General features: G+C 68.9%; 16 protein-coding genes. 7 read left to right on the plus strand and 9 right to left on the minus strand.

Going from position 1 to position 16,219, the window contains the following annotated elements; translation table 11 throughout:
• Positions 1-4: 4 nt before the first annotated feature.
• From AC1RAD_RS11120 to AC1RAD_RS11130, 3 genes are all read right to left on the minus strand, one after another.
• Positions 5-2,083: an esterase-like activity of phytase family protein gene (locus tag AC1RAD_RS11120; RefSeq protein WP_492734812.1), complete on the minus strand. Its 2,079-nt coding sequence runs from the start codon at positions 2,081-2,083 to the stop codon at positions 5-7.
• 142 nt (positions 2,084-2,225) lie between these two features.
• Entirely contained in the window at positions 2,226-3,140 is a 915-nt protein-coding gene (locus AC1RAD_RS11125) for a hypothetical protein (RefSeq protein WP_307586849.1), read from the minus strand.
• A gap of 4 nt (positions 3,141-3,144) precedes the next feature.
• Positions 3,145-4,065: a DMT family transporter gene (locus tag AC1RAD_RS11130; RefSeq protein ID WP_492734813.1), complete on the minus strand. Its 921-nt coding sequence runs from the start codon at positions 4,063-4,065 to the stop codon at positions 3,145-3,147.
• 291 nt (positions 4,066-4,356) lie between these two features.
• Here AC1RAD_RS11130 and AC1RAD_RS11135 point away from each other — a divergent pair, with 291 nt between their 5' ends.
• A complete protein-coding gene (locus AC1RAD_RS11135; protein WP_492734814.1) occupies positions 4,357-4,995 on the plus strand; it encodes a DUF1294 domain-containing protein in 639 nt (212 codons plus the stop codon).
• A 19-nt stretch (positions 4,996-5,014) separates the two neighbouring features.
• Here AC1RAD_RS11135 and AC1RAD_RS11140 read toward each other — a convergent pair whose 3' ends face one another.
• Positions 5,015-7,396: a YgiQ family radical SAM protein gene (locus AC1RAD_RS11140; protein WP_492696915.1), complete on the minus strand. Its 2,382-nt coding sequence runs from the start codon at positions 7,394-7,396 to the stop codon at positions 5,015-5,017.
• Positions 7,397-7,552: 156 nt separating this feature from the next.
• On the opposite strand from AC1RAD_RS11140, the gene AC1RAD_RS11145 reads away from it, so the two are divergent.
• Positions 7,553-8,494: a bifunctional helix-turn-helix transcriptional regulator/GNAT family N-acetyltransferase gene (locus AC1RAD_RS11145; RefSeq protein WP_492734815.1), complete on the plus strand. Its 942-nt coding sequence runs from the start codon at positions 7,553-7,555 to the stop codon at positions 8,492-8,494.
• A 3-nt stretch (positions 8,495-8,497) separates the two neighbouring features.
• Here the strand turns inward: AC1RAD_RS11145 and AC1RAD_RS11150 are convergent, their stop codons facing one another.
• From AC1RAD_RS11150 to AC1RAD_RS11160, 3 genes are all read right to left on the minus strand, one after another.
• Positions 8,498-9,280 carry a 3-hydroxybutyrate dehydrogenase gene (locus AC1RAD_RS11150; RefSeq protein ID WP_492734816.1) on the minus strand — a complete coding sequence of 261 codons (783 nt, stop codon included), beginning with the start codon at positions 9,278-9,280 and terminating at the stop codon, positions 8,498-8,500.
• A gap of 73 nt (positions 9,281-9,353) precedes the next feature.
• Positions 9,354-10,580, minus strand: coding sequence for a patatin-like phospholipase family protein (locus tag AC1RAD_RS11155; protein ID WP_492734817.1), 1,227 nt, complete (start codon positions 10,578-10,580; stop codon positions 9,354-9,356).
• Between the two features lie 73 nt (positions 10,581-10,653).
• Entirely contained in the window at positions 10,654-11,103 is a 450-nt protein-coding gene (locus AC1RAD_RS11160) for a CHRD domain-containing protein (protein ID WP_070060984.1), read from the minus strand.
• Between the two features lie 105 nt (positions 11,104-11,208).
• Here AC1RAD_RS11160 and AC1RAD_RS11165 point away from each other — a divergent pair, with 105 nt between their 5' ends.
• Positions 11,209-11,763 carry a DUF924 family protein gene (locus AC1RAD_RS11165; protein WP_492734818.1) on the plus strand — a complete coding sequence of 185 codons (555 nt, stop codon included), beginning with the start codon at positions 11,209-11,211 and terminating at the stop codon, positions 11,761-11,763.
• On the opposite strand, the gene AC1RAD_RS11170 is transcribed toward AC1RAD_RS11165, so the two are convergent.
• Positions 11,760-12,689 carry a YihY/virulence factor BrkB family protein gene (locus tag AC1RAD_RS11170; protein WP_492734819.1) on the minus strand — a complete coding sequence of 310 codons (930 nt, stop codon included), beginning with the start codon at positions 12,687-12,689 and terminating at the stop codon, positions 11,760-11,762. The genes AC1RAD_RS11165 and AC1RAD_RS11170 overlap by 4 nt on opposite strands.
• A gap of 46 nt (positions 12,690-12,735) precedes the next feature.
• On the opposite strand from AC1RAD_RS11170, the gene AC1RAD_RS11175 reads away from it, so the two are divergent.
• Genes AC1RAD_RS11175 through AC1RAD_RS11185 form a run of 3 tightly spaced genes read left to right on the plus strand, consistent with a single transcriptional unit; the run spans position 12,736 to position 14,930 of the window.
• Positions 12,736-13,326 (plus strand): chromate transporter, encoded by a 591-nt coding sequence (locus AC1RAD_RS11175; RefSeq protein ID WP_062481071.1) that lies wholly within the window; start codon positions 12,736-12,738, stop codon positions 13,324-13,326.
• Complete coding sequence (locus AC1RAD_RS11180) at positions 13,323-13,922, plus strand: chromate transporter (protein WP_307693104.1); 600 nt, start codon at positions 13,323-13,325, stop codon at positions 13,920-13,922. Before AC1RAD_RS11175 ends, AC1RAD_RS11180 begins: the two co-directional genes overlap by 4 nt.
• A 45-nt stretch (positions 13,923-13,967) precedes the next feature.
• Positions 13,968-14,930: an aldo/keto reductase gene (locus tag AC1RAD_RS11185; RefSeq protein ID WP_492734820.1), complete on the plus strand. Its 963-nt coding sequence runs from the start codon at positions 13,968-13,970 to the stop codon at positions 14,928-14,930.
• A 3-nt stretch (positions 14,931-14,933) separates the two neighbouring features.
• Here AC1RAD_RS11185 and AC1RAD_RS11190 read toward each other — a convergent pair whose 3' ends face one another.
• Positions 14,934-15,455, minus strand: a complete 522-nt coding sequence (locus AC1RAD_RS11190) for a GNAT family N-acetyltransferase (RefSeq protein WP_062481065.1) — start codon at positions 15,453-15,455, stop codon at positions 14,934-14,936.
• Between the two features lie 42 nt (positions 15,456-15,497).
• On the opposite strand from AC1RAD_RS11190, the gene AC1RAD_RS11195 reads away from it, so the two are divergent.
• Positions 15,498-16,097, plus strand: a complete 600-nt coding sequence (locus AC1RAD_RS11195) for a helix-turn-helix domain-containing protein (RefSeq protein WP_492734821.1) — start codon at positions 15,498-15,500, stop codon at positions 16,095-16,097.
• Positions 16,098-16,219: the final 122 nt, after the last annotated feature.

A 16,219-nucleotide genomic window follows, 5' to 3' on the forward strand; every position in this document is an offset into this window, starting at 1 on the left:
GTGCTCAGAGCGCGGGCAGGCGCAGCTCGCTGAGCTTGCGATCGAGCTTGATGAGCCAGATGCGCGTCGGCCGCTCCAGGTCGGAGCCGCGCGTGATGCGCGCGCTGACGGTGCCCGCGGGGCACTTGCTGAGCTCGCCCTTGACATCGACCGTGCAGTCTTCGACGCTGCCGGCCACGGTCTTGCCATCGGCGCCGAGCAGCACGGTGCCCAGGCCGAAGTCGTTGTCGTTCACCAGCGCCAGGGTCTGGTCGTCGACGACTGTCAGGCCCTCGGCCTTCTCGGCCAGCCAGCCCAGCACGTTGAGGTCGAGCAGCTCGGTCTTGCGCATCGTCACCACGGTCGAATAGTCGGCACCGTTCGACGCGGCCTGCGTGATGCTGCTGATTTCCAGGTTGTGGTCGAAGGCCTTGATGTCGGTCGCGTTGGCCGGCAGCTCCACCAGCATCAGCTTGTTGAACACCTTGCCGTCGCCCTTGCGCGCGCCCTGCTCGATGACGATGAAACGGCCGTTGCCCAGGCTCACCATGTCGCCGAGCTTGGCGTTGCCGGTGCGGTCCTTGTCGTACTGGCTGCCGTCGATCGGGTAGGCGTAGAGCTTCGAGGTCTCGGTGGCCGGATCAAATGCGAGCCAGCGCGTGAACTTGGCGATGTGCCGCACGTCAGTGTTGGTGCCGCCGGGCGGCTTGGCCTTGATCGACTTGCCGTTGGCGTCGCGCGGATCGATCGGGCTCTGCAGGAAGCCGTGCAGCACGCCGCTGGCCGCATCGAGCGTCAGGCCTTCCATGCCGCGGTTGGGGCGGCGCTGGGCCAGCACCGCCGGCAGGTCGGTGGCACCGGGGCCGGGCGCGTACTTCTTCTCGACCAGGCCGGTGGCGATGTTCAGGCGGGCGATGAAGGGGCCGTACTCGTCGCTGGTCCACAGCACGTTGCGCGCCTTGTCGAGCACCAGCGTCTCGGGATCGAGGCCGTGGGCGTCGTAGCCGGCCTTGGCTTCGTCGAACTTGTATTGGTCGTTCAGCGGGGTCTCGCCGGTCGAGCCCACGCCCGAGCGCGGCGGCAGGCCGGTGATCTTGGTGTTGGCGTCGCGCTTGAGCGGCACGCTGGTGCTGAGCACGGCGCCGGTCTTGCCCACGCGCACGATGCCGAAGCTCGGCGCGAACGACGGCGCCGGGAACACCTTGCTGGTGCTGGTGACGCCGTCCGCGCCGCCGGGCACGGGCGCGGTCGGGCCGTCGCCGTTCGGGCCGCGGTCGGTGATGGCGTAGAACTCGAGCGCGCCGTCGTCCGCCTTGCCCTTGAACGCCAGGCCCGAGCCGTAGGCCGGCAGGAAGCCTTGCGGAAAGTCGGCCTTGATGTTCGCGTTGTCGCCCTCGTAGGGCACGTGGAAGCGGGCGTCGGCCTGCAGCTGGTAGCGCGTGACGGCGATGCCGATGGCGCCGAGCTGGTTGGTTTGCGTCGATGCTTCGGTGACCGGTGCGGCCAGGCGCGAGGCCAGCGTGTCCTCGAAGTGTTCGCGGGCCAGCATGCGGCGGTTCGAGTCGACCATGCGGGCATTGTAGGGAGCGGGCAACGCGGCCAGCACCGCGTTGAGCGCGGTGTGGAAGGCGTCGGGCGCGGCGTTGAAATCGAGCGCGCCGGCCGTCAGGGCGGCCTTGAGCGCGGGCGTCAGGCGGATGCCGTTGGCGGGGTCGCGGTCCTCGTCGAAGCTCTGCAGCGCGAGCAGGCGATTGACCACGGCATCGGCCTTCACGTCGCTGCCGCCCGCCAAGGTGAGCGGCGTGATCGCTTCGCCGCAGGCGGCGCTGCCCAGGGCCAGCGCGCCGGCGCTGAAGGTGACGGTCTCGCCGTCCTTGCAGATGAATTCGCCCTTGGCGTTGGTGGCGGCCTTGGCGGCGCTGCCGGCCACGTAGTCGAGGCCTTCCACGGCGGCATCGAGGAAAGTGCCGGTCTTCGACTGTGCCGCCGGTGGGTTGGTCGTGCCGCCACCGCCCACCGGGAACGACCAGCCGCCCCCGCCGCCGTTGCCACCGCCGCAAGCGGTCAGCACCGCGCCAGCGCCCACGAGCGCCAGCCATCCCATCCTCGATCCTCTTGTTATCTTGCGCATTGCTTGTTGTCCTTGTGATGCGCCCGCGCAAAGGCGCAAGCCCCGGCGATTAGTGCCGAGGCAGATGACAAGCCCGTGAAACTGCAACCGAAAGGTTGCGGTGGTCAGCGCCTTTTCAGCGGCCGCTGCCGTCGCGCTGGCGGTCTTCGCGCTTGACCGCGAGGTAGGTGTCGAGGTCGACCTCGTGCAGCTGGCGCGGGTAGCGCTCGGCCGCCGCGAACCAGTAGCGCTGCCGGCGCTCGGCCGGGTCGTTGGCGCCGGTCGCCAGGTAGGCGTCGAGCGTGAGGAAGTAGCGCATCGCATTGCGCTCCACCAGCCCGCGCAGGCCGCGGATGTACTCGGGCTGGCCGTCGGCGCCCTTGCCCACCACGGTGAAGCCCACCTTGGAGCTGCCGAAGGTGGCGAGGTAGGCCTGCGTGGCCAGCCGCACCATCGTGTTGTGGTTGTAGCCGTAGCTGAAGTGCAGGAAGGTCTTGCGCTCGTCGAGCGCCACCGCTTCGAGCCGCACGCGGTAGTTGCTGGTGCCGAACGGGCCGGTGTCGGCCGACATCTCGACCTGCAGGTGCTCGGGCGTGGCACTGGCCACGCGGTAGGCAAAAGGCAGCTCGAAGGCCTGGTCGACCGGCTTGTCGTAGCGGCGCACCACGAACAGCGTGAGCGTCTCCTTGCCCTGCGGCGAGGTGCTGATGCGGCAGCGCCGGTTGTTGATGTGCAGCGTGAGCAGTTCGCACCAGTGGTCCGAGCCCTTGAGCGCTGCGCTGACCTTCGACAGCGGATGCTCGACCACGGCGTAGATGTCGCCCTCGAGGCCGCCGGGCGTCTCGGTGGAATCGAGTTGCACGGGACGCCCGAAGCGGCTCTGGTCGAGCTTGTCGCTGAGCTTCTGGTGCTCGGCGCGCAGGGCCTGGGCGCCCGCGGGCGCGGAGGCCTCGGGGGCCGCCGCCTGCGCCAGCAGCGACACGCCGCAGCAGGCGGCCACCGCCAGGATGCGCTTCCACGAAACCGGCACGGGGGGCGAACTGCTCGTCATGGGGCTACACGATACCCCGGTTCCGCCGCACCAGCAGCAGCATCGCCCCCGCCAGCAGCGCCGCCCCCAGCCATTGGCGCGGCGCCATCGGCTGCGCCAGCCACAGCGCCGCCAGCCATGCGGCCACCAACGGTTCGATCAGCGTGCCGACCACTGCCGCCGTCGGCGAGAGCCGACGCGCCCCCCAGGCGAAGGCCAGGTAGGCCACCGACGTGGTCGCCACGCCGGTGTAGGCCGCGCCCGTCCATTGCGCCGCGCCCTCGGGCCAGGTGATGCCGTTCGCCACGGCGACGCCGAGCATGCACAGCGCCGCGGCGCTCATGCCCCACGCGGACGCGGTCACGGCCGGCACCCGCGCCGGCATGCGCGCGTTGCCCAGCACCACCAGCGCATAGCAGACGGCCGAGCCGAAGGACCACGCCAGCCCTGTGCCATAGCCCGTCGGCAAGGCGCCCCAGCCGGCGGCCGGCATCACCAGCAGCAGCACGCCCGCCAGCGCCAGCACGAGGCCACCGAGCAGGCGCGCGCCGAAGGGTTCGTAGCCGCGCAGCACCGACACGCAGGCCACGATCAGCGGCGCGCAGCAGATCGAGATCACCGTCGGCAACGCGGCGCCCAGGTGCGCGATGCCGGCGAACCAGCAGCTCACGTTCAGCGCCATCGCGGCGCCGGTGCCGACGACGTGGCCTTGCTCGCGCCGCGTCAGATGGCGCCACCCGGCATCAACGGCCGGCGCGCGCCGCGTCACCTGCCAATGCAGCCACCACAGCAGCGGCATGCCCAGCGCGAAGCGCGCGAGCGACAGGCTGTGCGGCGCGATGCCGCCGTCGATCAGGAATTGCGCCACCAGGGCGCCGCCGCCCCAGAGCACGCCGGCCAGCAGCACGCCGCCCCAGGCCAGGGCGGCCGTTGTTCTTGCATTCATGTTGAAACTCTCCGTGAGGCCCGTCGCCTCGGCGTCGCGTCGACGCATTGCCGGGGGCGGGCATGACCATCCGGCCGCCGCCCGGCCTGTCTTCGTTCAGCGGAAGAAGGCGGACGGCAGCGACCACTTGCGGGCCTGACGGGCGCGGCGCGAGGCGCGCGCGAACGTCAGCGGCAGGTCGACGAAGGGGGAGAGTGATGCAGGAGCATGAGCGGTCGATGATAGGAGCGGCACCCCGCGCCCACAAGAGAGAATCGCCCGCATGTGCCCTGCCCTTTCTCACTGCATGCCATGAAGCGCCAAGGTCGACTCGTTCGTTGGGAGGCCGAGCGCGGCTTCGGTTTCATCCGCAGTCCGGAGGTGTCGGCCGACGTGTTCGTGCACCTGCGCGACTTTCGCGACCGCCAGCTGAAGCCGCAGGTCGGCATGGCGGTGCACTTCGAAGAGATCCATGTCGGCGGCAAGGGGCCGCGGGCGATGGCCGTGGAGGCTGCGGCCTCGGCGGGTGCCGTACTCCGCGCAGCATCACGCCCGCAGCCTCGCCGGCCTTCGGGTCGCAGCACGGCCGGCACGCCGTGGGGTGCGTGGCTGATCGGGGTCTACGCGCTGGGCCTGGGCGCCGCCGTCTGGCTCGGCCATCTGCCGCTGCTCGCGCTGGCGGTCGTCGCGGGGCTGAGCCTGCTCACCTTCGGAATTTATGCCTTCGACAAGAGCGCGGCGCAGGCCGGGCGTTGGCGCACGCAGGAAAGCACGCTGCACCTGCTCGCGCTCGCGGGTGGCTGGCCGGGCGCTTGGTGCGCGCAGCAGCTGCTGCGGCACAAGTCGAGCAAGGCGAGTTTCCTGTGGAGGTTCTACGTCACGGTCGCGCTGCATTGCGCGGCGCTGGGGGCGTGGGTGTTCTGGCTGTCGAAGCACGCGGCCTTCGGCTGACCGCGCCTTCGACCAGGCCTCAACGCACCTTGCGTGAAGGCTTGTTGAGCGGCTTGCTGCCGTTGTCGCGCGGCGGCAGGCCCGTGTGCTGCGTGAGGATGCGGCCCTTGGAGGGCTTCACCGGCGCGAGCCTGACCGGCGCCGCGGCCTTGGCGGCCACCGGCGCGGAGGTCGAGTTCTTGCGGCGCGCGCTCGTGTAGCCGCCATCGGTCAGCGGCTGCCACGTCGGGATCAGGTGGTGCTTGCCGTTGCCGATGAGGTCGGCGCGGCCCATGCTCTTGAGCGCCTCGCGCAGCAGCGGCCAGTTGTTGGCATCGTGGTAGCGCAGGAAGGCCTTGTGCAGGCGGCGGCGCTTGTCGCCGCGCACGATGTCCACCGTCTCGCTCTCGCGCGTGATCTTGCGCAGCGGGTTCTTGTTGGTGTGGTACATCGTCGTCGCCGTGGCCATCGGGCTCGGGTAGAACGTTTGCACCTGGTCGGCGCGGAAACCGTTCTTCTTGAGCCAGATCGCGAGGTTCATCATGTCCTCGTCGCTGGTGCCCGGGTGCGCGGCGATGAAGTACGGAATGAGGTACTGCTTCTTGCCCGCCTCGGCCGAGTACTTCTCGAACATCTGCTTGAACTTGTCGTAGCTGCCGATGCCGGGCTTCATCATCTTCGTGAGCGGGCCCTGCTCGGTGTGCTCGGGCGCGATCTTCAGGTAGCCGCCGACGTGGTGCTGCACCAGCTCCTTCACGTACTCGGGCGACTGCACAGCTAGGTCGTAGCGCAGGCCGGAACCGATGAGGATCTTCTTGATGCCCTTGAGCGCCCGCGCGCGGCGGTAGATCTTGATGAGCGGGTCGTGGTTGGTGCCCAGGTTCGGGCAGATGCCCGGATACACGCAGCTGGGCTTGCGGCACGCCGCCTCGATCGCGGGGCTCTTGCAGCCCAGGCGGTACATGTTGGCCGTGGGGCCGCCCAGGTCGGAGATGGTGCCGGTGAAGCCGCTGACCGAGTCGCGGATGGCCTCGACCTCCTTGATGATCGAGTCTTCCGAACGGCTCTGGATGATGCGGCCCTCGTGCTCGGTGATCGAGCAGAAGGTGCAGCCGCCGAAGCAGCCGCGCATGATGTTCACGCTGAAGCGGATCATTTCCCACGCGGGGATCTTGGTCGCGCCGTCGTGGCTGCCGTTCTCGTCGGCGTAGCGCGGATGCGGGCTGCGCGCGTACGGCAGGTCGAACACGTGGTCCATCTCGGCCGTGGTGAGCGGAATGGGCGGCGGGTTGATCCACACGTCGCGCGCCGTGGCGCCCTCGCCGTGCGCCTGCACGAGCGCGCGGGCGTTGCCGGGGTTGGTCTCGAGGTGCAGCACGCGGTTGGCGTGGGCGTAGAGCACCGGGTCGCTGCGCACCTGTTCGTACGAAGGCAGGCGGATCACCGAACGGTCGCGCGGCGGCACAGCGATCTTGCCGCGGCCTTGCAGCGCCGGGTTGGGCACGAAGTTCAGCGGCTTGATGGCGGGGTTGACGACCGAACCGGCGGCGGAGCCCGCGGCTTCGGCGGCCTTGGCGACAGCTTCGGCCTCGTCTTCCTTCGCGCAGGTGGCGCCGTTGGCCTTGGCCTGGTCGGACACCATCAGGTACGGGTTGACGTGCGCCTCGACGCGGCCGGGTTCGTCGACGCTGGTGGAGTTGATCTCGAACCAGGCCTCGGGCGTTTCGCGGCGCACATAGGCGGTGCCGCGCACGTCGGTGATCTGCTGCACCGGCTCCTTGGCGGCCAGGCGGTGCGCGATCTCGACGATGGCGCGCTCGGCGTTGCCGTACAGCAGCAGGTCGCACTTGGCGTCGACGACGATGGAGCGGCGCACCTTGTCCGACCAGTAGTCGTAGTGCGCGATGCGGCGCAGTGAGCCTTCGATGCCGCCCAGGATGATCGGCACGTCGTTCCAGGCTTCCTTGCAGCGCTGCGAATACACGATGGCCGCGCGGTCGGGGCGCGAGCCGCCGACGTCGCCGGGGGTGTAGGCGTCGTCGCTGCGGATCTTCCGGTCGGCCGTGTAGCGGTTGATCATCGAATCCATGTTGCCGGCCGTGACGCCGAAAAACAGGTTCGGCTTGCCCAGCACCTTGAATGGCTCGGCGCTCTGCCAGTCGGGCTGCGCGATGATGCCCACGCGAAAGCCCTGCGCCTCGAGCATGCGGCCGATCACCGACATGCCGAAGCTCGGGTGGTCGACGTAGGCGTCGCCCGTGACCACGATGATGTCGCAGCTGTCCCAGCCGAGCGCGTCCATCTCCTTGCGCGAGGTCGGCAGGAACTTGGCCGTGCCGAAACGGGCCGCCCAGTACTTGCGGTAGCTGGTCAGCGGCTTGGCGGCACGCGCAAAAAAGGAGACGTCGACGGGGGCGTTCATCGGTGGGAGCGGACAGCGCCGGGGCGCCGCCTGTGTGGGCAACCCTCGATTTTAGGGTTTTCCAGCATTTCTGTCGCCCTGAAGATCCCTTGCCCCGGGATGAGAGGGCTCTTATTTGATTGCCAAAGTCAACCAATTTGAATGACAATGGCAACCATGCCCACCCCAACGCCCTCCGTCGACCCGTCCGCCGTCAAGGCCATCCGCCGGTTCAACCGCTTCTACACGCGCCGCATCGGTGCCCTCGACCCCTACCTGGGCAGCGACCTGTCGCTGACCGACGTGCGCGTGCTCTACGAGCTGGCGCACCGCGAAACCCCCGTCGCCAGCGAGATCGGGCGCGACCTGGGCTTCGACGCCGGCTACCTCAGCCGCATCCTGCGCCGCTTCGAAACCCACGGCTGGCTCACGCGCGAGCCGCACCCGCGCGACGCCCGCCAGAGCCTGCTACGCCTGACCAAGGCCGGCCACGCCGCGTTTGCGCCGCTGCAACAGAAATCGCGCGACGAAGCCGCTGCCCTGCTCGCCGCGCTGCCGCCGGCGCAACAAAACCAGCTGGTGCAGGCCATGGACACGGTGCAGGCGCTGCTCGAACCGGCCGCGCCGCCGGCCCGGCCCCAGGCCGCCGTGCTGCGCGACCCGGCGCCCGGCGACATCGGCTGGGTGGTGCAGCAGCACGGCGAGCTGTACGCGCGCGAGTACGGCTGGGATCACCGCTTCGAAGCGCTCGTGGCGGGCATCGCGGGCGAGTTCCTGCTCAAGTTCCAGCCCGAGTGGGAGCGCTGCTGGATCGCCGAGCTCAACGGCGAGCGTGTCGGCGCGATCTTCGTGGTGCGCAAGTCGGCCACCGTGGCGCAGCTGCGCATGCTGATCCTCACGCCGGCCGCGCGCGGGCTGGGCCTGGGCGGGCGCCTCGTGGACGAGTGCATCGCTTTCGCGCGCCGCAAGGGCTACAAGAAGATGACGCTGTGGACCAACAGCTGCCTCACGGCCGCACGCAGCATCTACGCCAAGCGCGGCTTCCAGCTCACGCACTCGGAGCCGCACGAGGGCTACGGCCAGCCGCAGGTGGGCGAGACGTGGGAGCTGAAGCTCTAACGCCTACTGCATGTACCAGCCGTGGCTCACGACGAGCGACTGGCCGGTCAACGCGTTGGTCGGGAAGGCCGCGAACAGCAGCGCCACGCGCGCCACGTCATCGGTGGTGGTGAACTCGCCATCCACCGTCTCCTTGAGCATCACGTTCTTGACGACCTGCTCCTCGGTGATGCCCAGCGTCTTCGCCTGCTCGGGAATCTGCTTCTCGACCAGCGGCGTGCGCACGAAGCCCGGGCAGATCACGTTGGCGCGCACGCCGTGCTTGGCGCCCTCTTTCGCGACCGTCTTGGCCAGCCCGATGAGGCCATGCTTGGCCGTGACGTACGGCGCCTTCAGCAGCGACGCCTCCTTGGAGTGCACCGAGCCCATGTAGATCACGCTGCCGCCGCGGCCCTGTGCGTACATGTGCTTCAGGCAGGCCTTGGTGGTGAGGAACGCACCGTCCAGGTGAATGGCGAGCATCTTCTTCCAGTCGGCGAAGCTGAACTCGTCGACCGGATGCACGATCTGGATGCCGGCGTTGCTGATGAGGATGTCGATGCCGCCGAAGGCCTTCGCGCCCTCTTCCACCGAGGCATTGACCTGGTCTTCGTTCGTCACGTCGACGCCCGCGCCGATGGCCTGCGCGCCCGTGGCCTTCAGCTCGGCGGCGGTGGCGTCGGCCGCTTCCTTGTTGAGGTCGGCAATGATGATCTTGGCGCCTTCCTGCGCGAACAGGATGGCGATTTCCTTGCCGATGCCGCTGGCCGAGCCGGTGATGTAGGCGACCTTGTCCTTGAGTTGCATGGTGAAGCGTCCTTGGAAGTGGTGGATAGGAAAAAAGCGAGCAAGAACCGGGCACGCGCCCGGCTGTCTTCCCTCAGCGCGACAGCCCCGGCCGCTTGATGCGCCCGGTGCCCGGCTCGCCGAGGTCGAAGGTGGTCACGCCGTTCACCGTGGCGTCGGCGCGCAGCGTCTCGGGGTGCGCGAGCGTCTTGCCCATGTCGCGCACGCCCGATTCCCAATGCTCCTCGACCGCGGCACGCGAGAACTCGTAGTCCTTCGACTCGAGCTCGTACGTCTTGTCGCGGTAGATCAGGTGAAAGATGTCGATCGGCTCGTGCGTGAGCTGCGCCTGTACCTCGACCACGCTCGGGTCGTTGCGCAGGCCGGGCGGCAGCTTGGCGATCAGGTCGGCAATCGCCTGCTGCAGGTTCATGTTGGCCGCCAGCGCGTCGGTGTTCAGGCGCGTGCGGCTCGAATAGGTGATGTCCTTCTGGCGCTCCATCACGCCCGACAGCGTGTGCGGCATCTCGCCGCGCGCGTTGAACAGGTCGACCTGCAGCACCACCAGCGCCTCGGAGCGCGGATGCGTGTCGAGCACGTACTGCAGCGGCGTGTTCGAGACGATGCCGCCGTCCCAGTAGTCGTCGCCGTCGATGTGCACCGGCGCAAAGCCCGGCGGCAGCGCGCCGCTGGCCATGATGTGCTCGGGGCCGATGCGCTGGCGCGTGTTGTCGAAGTACACCGAGTTGCCGGTGCGCACATTGACGGCGCCCACGCTGAAGCGCGCCTCGCAGGCGTTGATGCGGTCGAAGTCGATGAGCCGCTCCAGCGTGGTCTTCAACGGCGAGGTGTCGTAGTAGCTCAGGAGCGGCGCGGCACCGCCCAGCAGCAGGGCCGGCGAATAGCGCGGTTCGAAGAAACCCGGAATGCCGACCAGCGAGGCCATGGTGGCGCTCCACTGGTTCTGCGTGGCGCGGTCGCCCAGCCACGACGGCAGGCGCTGCGCCGGCCCCGAGGACACCAGGTGCCAGAACTCGCGCAGCCGGTCGACCCGCTGCGCCGGCGCGTTGCCGGCGATGAGCGCGGCGTTGATGGCGCCGATCGACACGCCCGCGATCCAGTCCGGCTGCAGGTCGGTCTCGCTGAGCGCGGCGTACACGCCCGCCTGGTAGGCGCCGAGCGCACCGCCGCCCTGCAGCACCAGCGCCTTGCGGGCGGCGCGCATGCCTTCGCGGCGGGCGATGAACGGATGGGGTGGTGCGTGCGAAGAAGAGGAAGCAGCGGTGGCGGCGCGAGGCTTTTTCTTGGGTGTCGTCGTCATGCGGTCATTGGACACCAGCCCCGCGACAGCCACCTGACCCGGGGCCTTTTCGCGGCTTCAGCCCGGACGAATCTCACATCTTCGGCAGCATCTGCCCGCGGATCTCGCCGCCCGGGTTGGCGGCCGTGTGGATGTTGGCGTACCACTTGCCCGCCACGAGGTCGGCCGCCTGCGCCGGCGTGAGCGTGGCCTGGCCCTCGATCGGGCTTGCCGGACTCGCGAAGGGCAGCACCACGCCGGCATTCGCGCCCGCGGCGGCGGGCCCGTGGAAGTGGGCCGCCGTGGCCGGGCCGCTCAGGCCTTCGTAAGTGATCTTGTACTTGAGCACGTTGGTGTCGCGGTTGAGCCAGGCCTCGGCCATGCCGCTGCCGCGCGTCATGTTGGGCGGCACCTGGCTGGCCGCGTTCATCGCGCCGCTGAAGCTCGCGACGTTCGACTTCGACATCATTCCGCAGCCGGCCAGTGCGACGGCGGCCAGGCCCGCGACGAGGGTGCTGCGCCAGAGTGTGCGAGTGTTGTTCATGGTCGGGGTCTCCTGTGGATGAAAGCATTCAGCATAGGCAGACGCTGCCTGCGGCCTTGTCGGTCAGCACCCCTTCTTCGCACGCCTGTGCAAGAGAATGCAACGATGATTTCCGACGACACACTCCCTTCCGCACACGACGTGGTCGCCTTCTGGCGCGATGCCGGCCCCGAGCGCTGGTTCGCGAAAAGCGATGTCTTCGATGCCGCATGCATCGACCAGTTGGCCGCCGCCCACCAGGCCGCGGCCAGCGGCCGGCTCGACCACTGGGCCGACACCGGCGAAGGCGCCCTGGCCCTGCTCGTGCTGCTCGACCAGTTCCCGCGCAACGCCTGGCGCCAGAACCCGCACATGCTCGCCACCGACGGCCTCGCGCTGGCCGTGGCGCGCCGCGCCGTCGAGGCCGGCTTCGACCGGCAGGCCGAGGCGCTGATGCAGCGCTTTTTCTACCTGCCCTTCATGCACTCGGAGGTGCTGGCCGAGCAGGAGCGTTCGGTCGAACTCAACGCCACGCAGGACGCCAGCACGCAGCACTTTGCCGTGCTGCACCGCGACATCGTGGCGCGCTTCGGGCGCTTTCCGCACCGCAACCGGATGCTCGGGCGCACGTCCACGCCAGAGGAGCAGAAGTTTCTCGACGAAGGCGGCTTCGCAGGCTAAGCAGCGTCGACGTGCGCGGGCAGCGGCACGTCGCGCGTCGGCGACGCCTGCCCCGGCGGCTCGCCGATGGCGTCCTTCATCGAGCCGTAGGTGCGCGCATAGACCCAGGTGAACTCGGCGCCCAGCAGGAAGATCTGCGCCGAGTAGTACACCCACACCAGCACCACCACCAGCGAGCCGGCCGCGCCATAGCCCGAGGCCACGCTGCTCTTGCCGATGTACAGGCCGATGAGGTGCTTGCCCACGGTGAACAGCAGCGCCGTCACCGCCGCGCCCACCCACACGTCGCGCCACTGCACCTTGGCGCGCGGCATGATCTTGTAGATCATCGCGAAGATCACCGTGACCATCGCGAAGCTGAAGACGAAGTTCACCACCTGCGCCAGCGTGGCCCAGGCACCGAACATCGGCGACCACCACTTGCCCAGCGCAGCCAGCGCCGCGCTCGCCACCAGCGACACCATGAGCAGGAAGCCGATGCCCATGATCATGCTGAACGACAGCAGCCGCACGCGCAGCATGTTGAAGACGCCCTTGTTGCGGGTGCGCGCGGGGGCACGCCAGATGCGATCGAGCGCGTCCTGCAGCTCGCCGAAGACGGTGGTCGCACCCACGATCAGCAGCGCGATGCCGATCACCGTGGCCACGATGCCCTCGGTCGGCTTGTTGACCGCCTGCAGCATGCCCTGCACCGCCGCCGCGCCCTGCTCGCCCATGAGGCCCGAGAGCTGCGCGAAGATCTCGCCGCGCGCGGCCTCCTGCCCGAAGACGAGGCCGGCCACCGCGATCACGATCAGCAGCAGCGGCGCAATGGAGAACACCGTGTAGTAGGCCAGCGCGGCGCCCATGCTCGGGGCGTAGTCGTTGGACCAGGAAGCAAAAGCGCGCCGGCAGAGATCGAAGAGTGCGCGAAGTCGAATGAGCATGGCGTCGGGTCCCGGTGAAGCAGTGCGCCTACGATAATCGTTCCACATGCATCCGTCCGCCCCCGCCGCGGCATCGCCGCCCGACCATCCGCAGCCCGCGTCGCCACGCGACCTTTTTGTTTCGTTCACCTGGCTCGCGCTGCAGGGCTTCGGCGGCGTTCTCGCCATCGTCCAGCGCGAGATGGTCGAGAAGAAGAAATGGCTCACGCCCGACCAGTTCCTCGAGGACTGGGCCGTGGCCCAGGTGATGCCGGGGCCGAACGTGATCAACCTCGCGCTGATGATCGGCGACCGCTACTTCGGCCTGCGCGGCGCCGTGGCCGCGGTGGCGGGCATGCTCACCGTGCCGCTGTTCGTGATCCTCGCGCTGGCCGTGCTCTACGCGCACTACGCCGCCAACCCGCAGGTGGCCGCCGCATTGCGCGGCATGGGCGCGGTGTCGGGCGGGCTCATCGCGGCCACGGGCATCAAGCTGATCCCGCAGCTGCGCAAGCACCCGCTGGGCTTTGCGACCTGCCTGGCGTTCGTGGCGCTGGTGTTCGCGGCCATCGCGCTGCTGAAGATTCCGCTGGGGTGGGTGCTGCTCGCTGTGGGCGGCGTGGCCTGCGTGTGGACCTGGAAGAAGATCGCGCCATGACCATCGCGATGCAATGGCACGACTGGCTGGCCCTCTTCGGCCAGTACCTGCTGCTGTCGCTGCTGTCGATCAGCGGCGCGATCACCACGGTGCCCGACATGCACCGCTACCTCGTGGCGCAGCACGGCTGGCTCACCGAGGCGCAGTTCACCTCCTCGGTCGCCATCGCCCAGGCCGCCCCCGGGCCCAACGTGCTGTTCGTGGCACTGATGGGCTGGAACGTCGGGCTCAACGCGGGCGGCGGCATCGGCGCCGGCCCCATGGCCTGGCTGCTGGGCTTCTTCGGCCTGATGGTCACCATGGTCGGCATCATGCTGCCGAGCACCACCCTCACCTACGTCGCCACGCGCTGGGGCCACCGCAACCGCACGCGCCGCGAGGTGCGCGCCTTCAAGCAGGGCATGGCGCCGGTGGTGGTCGGGCTGCTCATCGCCACCGGCTGGGTGCTGGCCGGCGGCAACCAGTCGACCGGCGTGCCGGCCTGGCACCTGTGGCTGCTCAGCGGCGTGGCCGCGCTGGTGGTCTGGCGCACGCGCATCCACCTGCTGTGGCTGCTGGGCTGCGGCGCGGCGCTGGGCGCGGTAGGCTTCGTTTGAGCCCTTTTCCTTTCTGCATACTTTTTCTTTCAGGAGCCCTCTGCCATGTCGCAACTTCGTCCGCTCGGCCGTTCCACCCTCCGGGTGTCTCCCCTCGCCTTCGGCGGCAACGTGTTCGGCTGGACCGCCGACGAGGCGACCTCGTTCAAGCTGCTCGACGCCTGGCTCGACGCCGGCTTCAACTTCGTCGACACGGCCGACGTCTACTCGGCCTGGGTGCCGGGCCATGTGGGCGGCGAGTCGGAGACGATCATCGGCAAGTGGCTCAAGCACAGCGGCAAGCGCAACCGCGTGGTGCTGGCCACCAAGGTCGGCAAGCCGATGGGCGAAGGCAAGGTGGGCCTGTCGCCCAAATACATCCGCGAGGCCGTCGAGGCCTCGCTCAAGCGCCTGCAGACCGACTACATCGACCTGTACCAGTCGCACGACGACGATGCGAACACGCCGCTCGAAGACACGCTGGGCACCTTCGACGCGCTCATCAAGGAGGGCAAGGTGCGCGCCATCGGCGCCTCGAACTACACGGCGCCGCGGCTGGCCGAGGCGCTCGACGTGTCGGAGCGCCTGGGCATCGCGCGCTACGAGAGCCTGCAGCCGCTGTACAACCTGTACGACCGCGCGGTGTTCGAGGACGCACTCGAGCCGCTGTGCCTCAAGCGCGAAGTGGGCGTGATCAACTTCTACGCGCTGGCGGCGGGCTTTCTCACCGGCAAGTACCGCACCGAGGCCGATGTGGCCAAGAGCGCACGCGGCACCACCACGAAAAAGTACCTGAACCCACGCGGCCTGCGCATCCTCGATGCGCTGGACAAGGTGGCCCAGCAGTACAACGCCAAGCCCGGCCAGGTCGCCATCGCCTGGCAGATCGCACGGCCCGGCGTGACGGCGCCGATCGCCAGCGCCACCTCGCTGGCGCAGCTCGAAGAACTCGTGGTGGCCACGCAGCTCAAGCTGGACGCGGGCACCATCGACATGCTCGACCGGGCCAGCGCCGAGACGCCGGTCTGAATCTCAACCGTCGACGGGGTTCAGCGGCGTCGCCAGGATGCGCTGGTAGAACGCCACGTCGAGCCAGCGGCCGAACTTGAAGCCGGCCTGCCGCACGGTGCCTGAATGCGTGAAGCCCAGGCGCTCGTGCAGCGCGATGCTGCCGGCGTTCGAGGCGTCGATGGCGCCGACCATCACATGCACCTCGCGCGCGATCGCCTCGGCCACGATCGCCTCCATCAGCGTGCGGCCCAGGCCCTCGCCGCGGTGTGCGGCATCGACGTACACCGAGTGCTCGACCGTGTACTTGTAGGCCGGAAAGGCGCGGAACGTGCCGTAGCTGGCGAAGCCCAGCAGCTTGCCGTTGTCGTCCACCGCACCGATCACGGGAAAGCCGCCGGCGCGCTTGGCGGCGAACCACGTCACCATGTTCTCGGGCGTGCGCGGCTTGTAGTCGTACAGCGCGGTGGAATTGACGATGGCCTCGTTCAGGATCGCCAGGATGGCGCCTGAATGGGCTTCTTCGGTGCAGGCGATGAGACGCATGGTGTTTCTTTGTCGTTCAATATAAGAGAATAATAATCTCATATGGGAAACACTTCACCTTCCACCCCCTCGCCGGCGCCGGCCGATGGCCACATCGACGCGCTCATCGCCACCCGGCTGCTGGCGCTGCGCCAGGCGCAGGGGCTCAGCCTCGCCGACCTGGCCGGGTTGTCGGGCGTGAGCAAGGCGATGATCTCCAAGGTCGAGCGCGCGCAGAGCAGCCCCACCGCTGTGCTGCTGGGCAAGCTGGCCGCCGGCCTCGGGGTCTCGTTGGCGCAGCTTCTCACCGAGGACAAGGCGCAGCCGCAACGGCTGCGCAAACGGGCCGCGCAGGAGGTCTGGCGCGACCCCGAAGCCGGTTATGTGCGCCGCCAGGTCGCCGAGCGCGGCGCGGGCAGCGGCGTGGAGCTGGTCGAGGTCGAACTGCCGCGCGCCGCGCAGGTCGGCTATCCGCGATGGAGCGGCACGCCGTACCGGCAGAGCCTGTGGATGCTCGAAGGCGCGCTGCAGGTCGACTACGGCGACGAGCGCTTCGAGCTCGCCCCGGGCGACTGCCTCGACTTCGGGGTCGACCGGTCGCTGGTCTTCAAGGCGCTGGGGCCCACCGCCTGCCGCTACCTGCTGGTCGCCGTTCCCGATTGATTAATTGAACGATTGCCTGACCGATGCGGTAGGCAAGCTCCCACACGCAGAGACGACTCAGGCCGGTCCGGGCCACGGGGCGCGTCGGGATACTGCAAGGCATCTCAGCTACTGGAGCCGCA

It is taken from the genome of Variovorax sp. GW823-FHT04B03, assembly GCF_058796495.1.